Here is a 12,609-nt window from a genome sequence, read left to right as displayed (position 1 = left end):
CAGAAAACGGTTGCTCGACGCGCGCGCGGCATTGACCAGGAAAATGGCCGCGATAATTTCTGAACGAAGGGTTGCATCGAGTGACAGGATTGCGTTCGGTCAAGGCAAGATCATCGCCGGCCACTAGAGCGGCACCATTCACGCGAGCGCAGTGGAAAGGGATCGGAGGCCAGTATGCCTGACGCGGATGCGACGAAGTCTGCCTCATCTTCCATCGAGAGCGACTTCCTAGCCCATACCGACGAGCTCATCTCCTTCTACGACGAGAGCTTCCATCTCATCGATTGCTCGATGCCGCAACGCAACGCCTCCTCGGTCGACTCGCTGGTCGAGGCAACCCTGTGGCATGTCTACCCCGAGCTGCTGGCGCCGCGGCCCAAGGCCGCGGTCGATTTCGTCGTGGCAAATGGAATTCCGCGTAGCATCGAGATCACCGATGCCAAAGGCCGCGTCCACCGCACCCTGGTCGTCTTTCGCACAGACCGCGGCATCGGTGTCTCGGAAGCGAAAAGCGACACCACCTGCCGTGAGACATCCAGCCAGAGCGAAAGCGACCGCGCACTCCTGCTCCACCAGGCGACCCATGACGTTCTGACCGGATTGCCCAACCGCCGGCAGTTCAGCGATCAGCTGCGCGCCGCCCTGCCGGTGCCGACCGGCGCGAAGCTGGCGCTCATGCAGATCGATCTCGACGACTTCAAACCGATCAACGACACGCTCGGGCACGGCGCTGGCGACACGGTTCTCAAGATGGCGGCAGAACGGATCAAGGGCGTGCTCGGTGAGCGAGAGCTTGCCTACCGGCTGGCCGGCGACGAGTTCGCCGTCATTCAGTGGAAACTGGAGCAGCCGAGGGAGGCCGAGCGCCTCGCCGAAGCGATCGTCAACGCTTTCAAGGATCCGTTCGCCGTCGACGGCATCAGCCTGTTCGTCGGAGCAAGCGTCGGCATCGCCATCGCCCCAGCGGACGGAAACGAAATCGAACAGCTGATGAAAGCGGCCGACATCGCGCTCTATGCGGCGAAGAAGGATGGTCGCGGGCGGGCAAGGACATTCACACGATCGATGCTGATCGTGCTCGAGCAGCGCGAAATGCTGCGTCGCAGTCTGCGGACTGCCCTCCAGGAGGGGCAATTCTTCATCGAATTCCAGCCTTTCGTGAAGCCGCGCGCCTCAGTCGTCGGCTTCGAGGCGCTTTTGCGGTGGCGGCATCCGCTGGTCGGCATCATCCCGCCGAGCGTCTTCATTCCAATGGCGGAAGCCGATGGCCTGATGAGCGAGATCGGCCAGTGGATGCTGGAGCAGGCCTGCCGGGCCGCCATGACCTGGCCATCCTATTTCACCGTCGCGGTCAACCTGTCGCCGGCGGAATTCCTCCACGAGGGCCTCACCGATCGCGTCGCCCAGATCCTCGATCTGACCGGAATCCGCGCCGACCGCCTCGAACTGGAAATCACCGAGTCGGTGCTGCTCGAGCGCACCATCAACAATCTCGATACGCTCAACACCTTGAGTCTGCTTGGCGTTCAGATTTCTCTCGATGATTTCGGCACCTACTACTCCTCGCTGAGCTATCTGAAGAACTTCCCCTTCGACACGATCAAGATCGATCAGTATTTCATCAAGGATCTTGAGCACGATGAGAAGAGCCAGACGATCGTCCGGTCGATCATCGCGCTCGCCCACGGCCTTGGCATGGACGTGACGGCCGAAGGCGTGGAAACGGAAGGCCAGGCCGCCTGGCTTCAGAAGGAGGGCTGCGACCGGCTGCAGGGCTATTTCCTCGGCTTCCCGCTTCCGGCAGCAGCCATCGGCGATTTCCTGCGCAAGTCGGGGGCGATACCCCTGGCAGGCGCTCTCAGGACCTGATGGGGCTCGACGCAACCTGGAGTATTCTGGCGATCGGCGCCCGTCCGATATAGTCATGGGAGAGTGGGCGAATCAGGATTCGCTCATGCAGTCGGAGAAAGCAGCATGAACGCAGCCCACAGGCAGCCAGCGGAACCGAAGTTCGAGCCCCTGCTCCAGTTCGAGATGGAGATGGGGACCTTTCTATCCGATTGGCACCATTGCGATCAGTTGTCGACCTACATGGCGAGGATGATCAGTCACAACCGGACCGACCCGCTGCGACACTCGAACTTTTTCTCCTCCGCGCTCAACGAACTCCTGGAGGTGTCGTTTCGCGGCGGCTCGCCGGAGGGCCGCATCGGCTGCGCCGTCTATCGGCACGGCCCTAAAGAGCGTGTGAAAATCTCCTTTCCGTGCCCGGCCGGCCAGCGGCAGTTCTTCCGCGAGGCCGTCGCCAGAACCCACGGAAACGACGCATACGCCCGTTATCTGGATGCACTTTCAACCGACCTCGCACCGAGCCGGGAGGTGGTCCTCCTGGACCTGGCGATCAATTTCGATGCCGAGATTCGTCTCGAGGAACAGGACCCGCCGTCGATCACCATCGTTGTGGATCTCCCCCTTGAAGGAATTGTCAGTTGAGTATGGCAATGCTTGCAGCGCCCTTCCAGGCAGAATTCGACGCCAACAGCCAGGAGTTCTCCTTTGCCGGTGTCGTCCGTCCGCGCTCCGTGGACGAGATCGCCCACAGCATATCGATGTTCAGGAACGCCATCGAAGAGGCCCGCGGCGTCCTCTACATCAATGTGAAGCGCCTCGCGCAGATGAACAACACGGCCTTCCACGCCTTTTCGCGCGTGGTTCTGGACGCCTGCCGCACGCGCTCGGACATCCGCTTTGTCGTCGTCACCTCGAGCGTTGTCGGCTGGACCGAACGCATGTTCCGCCACCTCGGCAAGATCGAACCGCAGATCACGGTCGAGGTTTATGATTCAAAATTCTATCCGGGCCAGGCCTTCGTCGAGGACACCAGCTTCATTCCGATCCTGCGCACGCAAACCAAGATGACGTGGCGCCACGAGCGCAAGATCCTGCCGCGACACGGCATGCGCCCGGGGATCACCATGGCCGACATCTGCTGCGGTATCGGCGACTTCGCGGTGCTAGTGCGCAAGGAGTTCCAGCCGGCACGCATCGTGGCGCTCGACCATTCGAAGGCGAGCCTTGCCTATGCCCGCGATGTGGCGTCGAACTTCGGCATCTCGGATATCGAGTACTCCTATGGCGACGCCTCCGAAATGCTGCTCGAAGACAATCAGTTCGACCTGGTGACCTGTCGACATTCGCTGCAGATCTTCAACCAACCCGACCTCCTGCTGAAGGAGCTCTACCGGATTTGCAAGCCGGGCGGCCGCGTCTACATCACCAACGAAAAGAATTCGCACTGCCTCGGCGAACCCCGGGCGCAGAGCATCCAGTGGACCTATAACGAGGTCGCCAGGCTGTTCGCCCATTTCGAGATGGATGTAGAGCTCGGACCGAAGAGCCGCCGCTATCTCGCCGATGCGGGCTTCGACGACATTCTCGTCGAGTCCTTCATGGTCACCAATCAGGACGGCGACCCGCAGGACTTTGCCGACATCATCACCGCTTGGGAGAACGTCTATGCCGGCGAGATGGCCGTGAAGCGCGGTGATCCTCCGGAGTTCATCAAGCGCTTCCGCCAGGGCTTCCGCGACCATATCTTTGCGGCCCTCCATCCCAAGGGCTACGCTGGCTGGCCGATCTGGGCAGCATCCGGGCGCAAGCCGCTATGAACCAGTTCAAGATCACCCGCTTCGGTTTGCGTTCGTTCCGCGCCAAGTTCATCCTCGTGGTCGGCGGCGCGGTGCTGTTCGACCTGCTCGTCACCGGGGGGCTGGCCCTCTTCAACGTGCAGCGCCTGTCGCGCGACGCCACGACCGAGGTCGGCCAGGGGCTAGAGAAGGCCAACCAGGACTATATACGCTCCTACGCGGAAACAACCGCCGCGCGTGTCAACCTGCTTCTCAACCAGGTTCATTCCGACGTCGGCACGCTCGCCGGCGTGCTACAGGCGCAGATCGACCGCCCCGTCAGAAAGTCGCAGATCGGCGAAGCGATGTCGCGCGGCGCCCCCGGCGCCGTGACCGTCACCTATGATGCGAAGGGCGGATGGGCGCAGAACCTGCCGGGGCCGCTATCGGTCGTCAGCGTCTGGGGATATCTGCTCGACGCCAACCACGTTCCTCTGCCTGAGGTGCAGACCGATATCGAAAACAGCGCCGTCCTCGACCTGGTCGCTCCGAGCCTATTGGCCAACGGTCAATCGAAGCTGCAGATGTATTATATCGGCCCGAAGGAGCGGCCAATCTTCCGCACGGCTCCCTATACGGAACAGGCCCAGACCTTTGACCGGCTGTATCCGGGCCATAACCATGCCGAGTTCTGGCCGTTTTTCTTCCCGGGCCTCTACGAATCGTGGGAGCAATGGGCGCAGAATCCCGCATCGCGTCCGGTGAACAGCGACATCACCCAGACGGCGCCCTATACGGATGCGATCACCGGAAAGCTGATCGTCAGCTTCTTCCAGCCGCTGTGGTCGCGCGGTCGCGACCAGGTCGCGGGTGCCGCCGGCGCCGATATCACCCTCGACCAATTGGCGGAAATCGTTGAGAACGTTCGGGTCGCCGACAATGGTTTCGGCTTTCTCACCATGTCTGACGGCAATGTCGTGGCCATCAACCCCGTCGGCGAAAAGGTGATCGGCCTTCAGTCGTCGAGCGACACCAGCGGCCAGGGGGTGACGGGTCTCGATCGGTCGCTGCGCAACAGCGCCCAAGCCGCGATCGCGAAGCTGCCGCTGAACCAGGATGGCCTGTTGCAGCACGTCCTGCTCGACGAGAACGGCGAGAAGGTGCCCTATCTCGTCGTCCTGAAACAACTGCAGCCGACCAACCTCTGGGTTTCCGGCCCCGTCCGGCGCGAATCCATGCTGCTTGGCATTGTCGTGCCCGAGCGGGAGATCTACGCCTCGCTCTTCGCCGCCCAGGCCGGCATCACCGAAGCGACCAACAGGATCTTGATCTATCAGGTTCTGGCCCTGTTGGTGTCGCTGCTCTTCGTCACTTCGGCGGTGTTCGCCATATCGAAGCGCATCACCGGCGGCATCAGCGCGCTCGCCGATGCGGCCCGGCGCATCCAGACCAAGGACTATTCCGTCCGCGTCGATATTCCGACGCGCGACGAGGTCGGCGAAGCGGGTGCCGCCTTCAACCGCATGGCCGAGCAGATCAGCTATCACACCGAGAACCTGGAACAGCTCGTCGAGGACCGGACGAAGGAAATCGAAGAGGCGAACCTGCAGATCTCGGCTCTGAACGAGCAGTTGCGGAGCGAGAACGTTCGCTTGAGCGCCGAACTCGATGTCGCCCGCCGCATCCAGTTGATGGTCCTGCCGCGGGCTGGTGAGCTCGAGGAGATTTCGGACCTGGAGATTGCCGCCTATATGCGCCCCGCCGACGAAGTGGGCGGCGACTATTATGACGTGCTGAGGGACGGAGAGCGGCTGAAGATCGGCATCGGCGACGTGACCGGCCACGGCCTGGAAAGCGGCGTGCTGATGCTGATGGTTCAATCAGTGGCGCGGGCCTTGCAGGAGGCCGGCGACATGGACCCGTCGCAATTCCTCAACCGTGTGAACCGCGCCCTCTACAAGAACATCGTCAGGACCAACGCCAACAAGCACCTTTCGCTTGCCTTCCTGGACTATGATGGCAAGAGCCTGATGCTCTCGGGCCAGCATGAGGAACTCATCGTCGTGCGGGGCGCGGGCAGCGTCGAGCGCATCGACACGCTCGATCTTGGCCTGCCGATCGGCCTCGAGCCCGACATCTCTCCCTTCGTGGCGACGCAGGAGATCGCCTTTTCCAAGGGCGACATGGTCATTCTCCACACCGACGGCGTGACCGAGGCGGAGGGGCTCGACGGAGAGCTCTTCGGCATCGAGCGGCTTTGCGAAAGCGCGCGTCGCCGCCACGGCCAGAGCGCCGAGGAAGTCAAAGCGGGAATTATCGAGGATCTGATGGCGCACATCGGCACACAGAAGATCCACGATGATATAACAGTCGTAGTGATGAGACACAGGTAAGCGGATGACGACCTTATATGGAATGGCAGACCTCGCCATCGGTACGGGCGAAAACGTGACAACGCTTCGCCTGTTCGAAGGCCCGCTCGACTTGAGCTGGAAGCACTGCGCTATGACTTCGGATTTCGTCGCCGAATTCGTCGCCTTGCGCTATCGGACATCCCGCAACCTCTACAAGGAAGTGCGCCACAATGTCGGCTATTTGACGAACGAGCTCATCGAGAACGCGGTGAAGTTCCGGGCCGCGGGAGAAATCGTCGTCGAGGCCGCGGTCGCCTCCAATGCCTTTCGCGCCAAGGTCTCCAATTTCGTCGACAAGGACACGGCGCAGCGCTTTCAGCATCTGCTGTCCGAGATCACCATGGGAGATCCAGGCGAGCTTCTGATCAAACGGATTGAAGAGAATGCATCGGGGGATAGCCCCAGCGGCTCGGGCCTTGGCCTTCTGACGCTCATGAGCGATTATGGCGCTCATTTCGCCTGGGTCTTCGGATCCGGCGAGAAGGAGAGCCGTATCCCGCTGGAGACCTATGCATCGATTACAGTCCCCGAACCCTCGAATTGATGGGCAACGAAAAAAATGGAAATCAAGGAAGAAGAGTATCGCGTTTGGTCGGAGGGCAAGGACATATACTTCGACGGCACCATGCGGCTGCCGAGCACGGAGGCCTATGCCCCTATATATTCCTTGGTGATGAGCATTCTCGAGGCCGAGCCGGACCGCCTGACGGTCGACGTCACCGGCTTGCAGTTTCTTAACTCGTCCGGCATCAACCTGCTTGCCAAGCTGACGATCGAGGCGCGCAAGCGGCCGAACATCCAGTTCACCGTGCGCGGAAGTTCGGAGTTTCCCTGGCAGTCGAAGTCGCTGCCGAACCTCAAGAAATTACACCCCGGCATTGACCTCCGGCTCGGCTGAAACCGGGCAGCACAATCGCATCACGCCCAATCGGACCAGCGCGAACGCACCGCTCTGACATCCCGTTAGAGCCGCATGCGCTCACTACAGCGCCGCCCGTCTCTTCAGACGCGCAAAGGACGCTGTAACACTTTGTATCTACGCATCGTGCTTTCCGAGAATCGATCCCGATTTTCGGGCCGATGCGCTAAAGTTCGCGCCCGGCTCTGTCTGCTTGTTTGCCCCATTTGCGCGATGTCAGGTGATCCCACCTGGCTGCTAAATGCTCTAATTGCCGAGCGCCTTCAGCCAGTCGCCGATCGTCGATCCACGGTGTCGCCCGGCCGGAGCAGCCGGCGCGACTGGGCGCTCGGTCGCCGCGGCCTTTCTGATTTCCCGCGGGCTCACCCCGAATTCGTGACTGAAGGCGCGGGTGAAATTGGCGGCGACGTCGAAACCGGCGGCTTCGGCAATCTCGGCGATCGGCCGGCTGTCGGCAGGGTCGCTGAGCGCCGCATGCGCCTGCTGCAGCCGGCGCCTGCGGATATAGTTGAGAACGCCGCCGCTCGCTTCGAAGAGTTGGTAGAGCCGGGTGCGCGAGACGCCGATCGCCCGGGCAATTGCATCCGGCGTAAGCTCGGCGGAGTGCAGGTTGAGATGAATATAGCGGTGGGCCCGCTCCATCATTCCCTTGTTGGTCTGCAACCCGCCGGCATCGGGTCTCGCCGACGAAGCGACGCAGGCGACGACCATGTCGTGCACCGTGTGGACGATCCGCGGTATCTCCTCCGCCGTCAAGCGATCGAGGCGCGGCTCGATGCCGTTGATGTAGTTGATCAACAGATCGGCGAGGTTGCCCGACAAGACCAGATTGTTGGTTTCGCCGAACACGGCGGCATCGTCGGCGAATAGCTCGTAGGGCATGAAGAGAAGAACGGATTCCGCCGCCGTCGTCCGGCCGCGGAACGGGTAGCCGAGCGAGCGGAACACCAGCCTGCCGGGCCCGTTCTCGGCAACGCGGCGGTCAACCTCCGTCCAGGTCATGCCGCTGCGAAGCAGTTCCACATACCAGTGGTCGATCGGGCTGGCGCGCAACATCGCCTGCGGGCGGAGGTAGCTGTGCCCCGGCGCGCGCTGTTGGACGATGAGCAGATTGCCGCAATGCCATGCGGTCTGTTCCGCGACAAACCCGTCCTCGGGCGGAATATTGTCCGGCAATTTGACCTCGACCAAGGGCGCCATGTGGGCTCGCCAGGCCTGAAACTGCTCGTCCGGTCGCAGGTTTCGAGTCGAGAAATGCAGAGGCGTCAATGCCGGCGACGCTGCGGAGCGCAACGCTTCAATGGGAGCGTCGCGCGGCCAACGGCGGCGTTCCGGCTGCGGCTGCGTTGCAGGCGCCACAGCTTCATCCTCTTCCGAGCCCGGCCCCGTGGGACGATCACGCATACAGACTCTCCCGCCCTCGAATGCAGGCGATTACACGTCTTGAGGGTAGTTACCTACACGGCCGCATCGTCGTATGGCGTCGTGCAGGGCCCACCCAGCACTTAGCAGAACCCAGTTCTACGCCATTTTTAGTAGAAATGCACGGCCCGATAACTATCGGGATTGCAGGATAATGACAATCGCCCCGAGCGGTTGTAATCATACATTCATAGTCATCGCTAAGTATTGAGTAAAAGCGGTGAAACCATATTGCTTGTATATAATTTAAATTACCAAATCATACTGTCCGAGTGAAATTATTATAAAAGTTAGTTTATTGGTTTTTGGGGACACGTATGGAATATTTTGAAAATGTAATCAGTGGAAATTCAGATAAATTTGACGAACAGGATAAAGTATTGCGTAGTCCGGCTATCCGGCGACGGATTCTGGTAACTGGCGGCGCAGGTTTCCTCGGGTCACATCTTTGCGAACTGCTTCTCGAGGCAGGGCACGAGGTAATCTGCGCCGACAATTTCTCGACCGGTTTGCGCCGGAACATCGAATCTCTGACGCGCTTCAACGGTTTCAGTCTCGTCGACCACGACATCATCGAGCCGATCGATGTTGAAGTCGACGAAATCTACAATCTTGCCTGCCCGGCCTCGCCGCCGCACTATCAGGCCGATCCCATCCATACGACGAAGACCTGCGTGCTCGGCAGCCTCAACATGCTCGAGCTTGCGGCCCGCAACGGCGCGCGCATCCTTCAGGCCTCGACATCGGAAGTCTATGGCGATCCGCAAGTTCACCCCCAGGTGGAGGGCTACTGGGGCAACGTCAATCCCTTCGGCCCGCGCTCCTGTTACGACGAAGGTAAGCGCTGCGCCGAAACCCTATTCTTTGACTTCCACAAAACCCGTCAGGTCGAGATCAAGGTGGTCCGCATCTTCAACACCTATGGTCCGCGGATGCGCCCGGATGACGGCCGCGTCGTGTCGAACTTCATCGTCCAGGCACTCAAGGGCGAAGACATAACGATCTTCGGCGATGGCTCGCAGACCCGCTCCTTCTGTTTCGTTGACGATCTGATCGACGGCTTCATTCGCATGATGGCCTCGCCGACATCGCTCACCGGTCCGATCAATTTCGGCAATCCCACCGAATTCACGATCGCCGCGCTCGCCGAACAGGTGATCGAACTTACCGGCTCGCGGTCGAAGATCGTCCACCGACCCTTGCCGGTCGACGACCCCCGCCAACGCCGGCCGGATATTTCGCTTGCCGAACGGGAACTCGGCTGGCGCCCCAAGGTGGAACTTGCAGCGGGCCTCGTTCACACGATCAGCCATTTCGATGCACTTCTCGCCCAGGCGAACGAACTCATGGAGGTTGCCTGATGGATATCCCCCGCATCCTCGTAACCGGCGGCGCCGGCTATATCGGCAGCCATACGGCGAAGCTGCTTCGGCTTGAGGGTTTCGAGCCCGTCACCTATGACAATCTGACGACCGGCAACCGCTCGTCGGTGCGCTGGGGACCGTTCATCGAGGGAGATATCCTCGACTCGGCCCATCTCATCGAGGTTATCGAGCGCTATGCGCCCGATGCGGTGATCCATTTCGCCGCTTCCGCCTATGTCGGCGAATCTGTCGCCGATCCGGCGAAATACTACCACAACAATGTCTGCGGAACCTTGTCGCTGCTCGACGCCTGCCGGCGGACGGGGCTTGGCAACCTGATCTTCTCGTCGAGTTGCGCCACCTATGGCGTGCCGGCCGTGCTGCCGATCGACGAGGCGACGCCGCAGCGACCGATCAATCCCTATGGCCGGACGAAGCTTATCGCCGAGCACATGCTGTCGGACTACGCTGGCGCCTTTGGCCTCTCCTACGTGGCGCTGCGCTATTTCAACGCCTGCGGCGCCGATCCGGAAGGCGATCTCGGCGAGTGGCACGATCCGGAGACGCATCTCATACCGAGGGCGCTGATGGCGGCGGCCGGCCGAATCGGCCAGCTCGAGGTCTTCGGTGATGATTACGAGACGACCGACGGGACCTGCGTGCGCGACTACATCCACGTCGCCGACCTCGCCCGGGCGCATGTGCTCGCCTATCGGCATCTTGCCGGGGGCGGCAGGAGCCTCGCCGTCAATCTCGGATCCGGCCGCGGCTTCTCGGTCCGGGAAGTGCTGAGCGCGATCGGCGAGGTTACCGGAAAAAACGTGCCGGTGGCGATCCGTCCCCGTCGGGCCGGCGATCCGCCGGTTCTCTACGCCGATTCGAAGCTCGCCCGCGAAGTGCTGGGCTTCTCGCCGCGCTATTCCGACCTAAAGACCATTGTGCGGACCGCCGCCCCGTTCTTCGGACTCGAGGCGCGTCAATGACCCGCCACGTCAAGACTGGCGGCATGGCCGCTGAGGACACGGTCGACGAACCACTGCTCGTGCCAGTGCTGACCGGATATCGCCGGGCCGAATACCTTCTCGGGGCGGCGATGTGGCTTGCCGCGCTCGCCTATCTGTGGGCCTGGTGGCTGGAGCCGCGCCACCACTGGGACATCGTTGGGAGCCTCATGGCGACGGCGACCCTCGCCTGGATCACCCTTCTGCCGGGCTACTTCATCGCGATTTTCTATCGCGCGAGGAAGCCGAACGGCCGGCTGCGGCTGCCGGCCGAAAGCCGCGTCGCCATGGTCGTCACCAAAGCGCCCTCCGAACCCTTTGCCGTTGTGGCCGAGACTCTCAGGGCAATGCTTGCCCAGGATGTGCCGCACGACACCTGGCTTGCCGACGAGGACCCTTCGCCAGAAACACTCGACTGGTGCCGAAGGCAAGGCGTGTTCGTCTCGACTCGCAAGGACCGCGCCGACTACCACCGCACCGCCTGGCCGCGGCGCACGCGCTGCAAGGAGGGCAATCTCACTTTTTTTTACGATCATTACGGCTACGGCCGCTACGACTTCGTCGCCCAGCTCGATGCCGACCATGTTCCGGAACCCGGCTACCTTTTCGAAATGTTGCGTCCCTTCGCCGACCCGAAAGTGGGCTACGTTTCGGCGCCGAGCATCTGCGACAGGAACGCCGCCGAAAGCTGGGCGGCGCGCGGCAGGCTCCATGCGGAGGCGAGCATGCACGGGGCGCTGCAGGCCGGCTATAATGGCGGCTTGGCGCCGCTCTGCATCGGCTCGCACTACGCCGTCCGCACCGCCGCCCTCAAGCAGATCGGCGGCCTCGGCCCCGAGCTTGCCGAAGACCATTCGACGACGCTGATGATGAATGCGGCCGGCTGGCGCGGCGTGCATGCGCTCGAGGCGATCGCCCACGGCGATGGGCCGCGCACCTTCGCCGATCTGGTCACCCAGGAGTTCCAGTGGTCGCGCAGCCTGGTCATGCTGCTCCTGCAGTATTCCCCGCGCCTCGTTGGCAAGCTGCCGCTGCGGCTCAAGTTCCAGTTCCTGTTCTCGCAACTCTGGTATCCGCTCTTTGCGTTCTTCATGGCGCTTATGTTCGCGATGCCGGTCATCGCGCTTGCCCGCGGCGAAAGCCTCATCGCCGTCACCTACCCCGATTTCCTAGCGCATTTCGCACCGCTTTCGATCGTCCTGATCCTGATGGCCCATCGCTGGCGGGCAACCGGAACGTTCCGGCCCTTCGACGCGAAGATCCTGAGCTGGGAATGCATGCTCTTCCTCTTTGCCCGCTGGCCCTGGGCGCTGGCCGGCACGCTGGCTGCCGTTCGCGACTGGCTCACGGGATCCTTCGTCGATTTCCGCGTCACCCCGAAGGGAACGTCGGAAGTCGACCCGCTACCGCTGCGTGTTCTCGCACCCTATGGCGTCCTCTCGCTCGCGGCGGTCCTTCCGGTGCTGTGCATCGGGGATGTCGGCGAGGCCAAGGGTTTTTACCTGCTGGCGATCATGAATGCGGCGATCTACAGCCTGCTCCTGATCGTCATCGTCCTCCGCCATGGGCGGGAAAACAGGATCGCCTCGGCACGGCGCTTCTATCGTCCGGCGATGGCGGCCGGCCTCTTGTCGCTCGTCATCCTGCCCGGCATCGCAACCGCCGAGCACGGCAAGGACAGCCTCGAGGCGCTCTCCTGGGGATCGGATCACCTTCGCCTTTTCGAGGAACGCTACTCGGTGGCGGGTGCGGGCGGAGCGACCTCGCGCAAGACCGTGTTCCGACCTCGGTGGATCTTTCTCCCGGGCGATCAGCCGCATGCGGAGGACAGGTAATGACAGGACGAATTCGACTTCGCCGGTT

Annotated in this window: 10 protein-coding genes; 9 read left to right on the top strand and 1 reads right to left on the bottom strand. The window is 61.9% G+C overall.

Going from position 1 to position 12,609, the window contains the following annotated elements:
- The first annotated feature begins 174 nt into the window (after nucleotides 1-174).
- From ATC00_RS25075 to ATC00_RS25050, 6 genes are all read left to right on the top strand, one after another.
- Entirely contained in the window at nucleotides 175-1,869 is a 1,695-nt protein-coding gene (locus tag ATC00_RS25075; RefSeq protein ID WP_064254837.1) for a putative bifunctional diguanylate cyclase/phosphodiesterase, read from the top strand.
- Nucleotides 1,870-1,974: 105 nt separating this feature from the next.
- Nucleotides 1,975-2,493 carry a hypothetical protein gene (locus ATC00_RS25070; protein ID WP_064254836.1) on the top strand — a complete coding sequence of 173 codons (519 nt, stop codon included), beginning with the start codon at nucleotides 1,975-1,977 and terminating at the stop codon, nucleotides 2,491-2,493.
- A gap of 2 nt (nucleotides 2,494-2,495) precedes the next feature.
- Nucleotides 2,496-3,668, top strand: coding sequence for a class I SAM-dependent methyltransferase (locus ATC00_RS25065; protein WP_234782422.1), 1,173 nt, complete (start codon nucleotides 2,496-2,498; stop codon nucleotides 3,666-3,668).
- The gene (locus ATC00_RS25060) at nucleotides 3,665-6,019 is read left to right on the top strand and encodes a SpoIIE family protein phosphatase (protein WP_064254835.1); all 2,355 of its coding nucleotides are present in this window, start codon (nucleotides 3,665-3,667) and stop codon (nucleotides 6,017-6,019) included. The genes ATC00_RS25065 and ATC00_RS25060 overlap by 4 nt, the downstream gene beginning before the upstream one ends.
- 4 nt (nucleotides 6,020-6,023) lie before the next feature.
- Entirely contained in the window at nucleotides 6,024-6,584 is a 561-nt protein-coding gene (locus ATC00_RS25055; protein WP_064254834.1) for a slr1658 superfamily regulator, read from the top strand.
- A gap of 15 nt (nucleotides 6,585-6,599) precedes the next feature.
- Entirely contained in the window at nucleotides 6,600-6,938 is a 339-nt protein-coding gene (locus tag ATC00_RS25050; RefSeq protein WP_041413956.1) for a slr1659 superfamily regulator, read from the top strand.
- 267 nt (nucleotides 6,939-7,205) lie between these two features.
- Here the strand turns inward: ATC00_RS25050 and ATC00_RS25045 are convergent, their stop codons facing one another.
- Nucleotides 7,206-8,363 (bottom strand): helix-turn-helix transcriptional regulator, encoded by a 1,158-nt coding sequence (locus tag ATC00_RS25045; RefSeq protein WP_064254833.1) that lies wholly within the window; start codon nucleotides 8,361-8,363, stop codon nucleotides 7,206-7,208.
- A gap of 335 nt (nucleotides 8,364-8,698) precedes the next feature.
- Here ATC00_RS25045 and ATC00_RS25040 point away from each other — a divergent pair, with 335 nt between their 5' ends.
- Genes ATC00_RS25040 through ATC00_RS25030 form a run of 3 tightly spaced genes read left to right on the top strand, consistent with a single transcriptional unit; the run spans nucleotide 8,699 to nucleotide 12,581 of the window.
- Complete coding sequence (locus ATC00_RS25040; protein ID WP_052035371.1) at nucleotides 8,699-9,742, top strand: UDP-glucuronic acid decarboxylase family protein; 1,044 nt, start codon at nucleotides 8,699-8,701, stop codon at nucleotides 9,740-9,742.
- Nucleotides 9,742-10,728 (top strand): UDP-glucose 4-epimerase GalE, encoded by a 987-nt coding sequence (galE, locus tag ATC00_RS25035; RefSeq protein ID WP_064254832.1) that lies wholly within the window; start codon nucleotides 9,742-9,744, stop codon nucleotides 10,726-10,728. Before ATC00_RS25040 ends, galE begins: the two co-directional genes overlap by 1 nt.
- Nucleotides 10,725-12,581 carry a glycosyltransferase family 2 protein gene (locus ATC00_RS25030; RefSeq protein ID WP_064254831.1) on the top strand — a complete coding sequence of 619 codons (1,857 nt, stop codon included), beginning with the start codon at nucleotides 10,725-10,727 and terminating at the stop codon, nucleotides 12,579-12,581. Before galE ends, ATC00_RS25030 begins: the two co-directional genes overlap by 4 nt.
- The last annotated feature ends 28 nt before the right edge of the window (nucleotides 12,582-12,609 follow it).

Origin of the sequence: Sinorhizobium americanum (assembly GCF_001651855.1) — a bacterium.
In the GTDB taxonomy this organism is placed as follows: domain Bacteria; phylum Pseudomonadota; class Alphaproteobacteria; order Rhizobiales; family Rhizobiaceae; genus Sinorhizobium; species Sinorhizobium americanum.
This window is presented reverse-complemented; position numbering and strand designations above follow the sequence as displayed.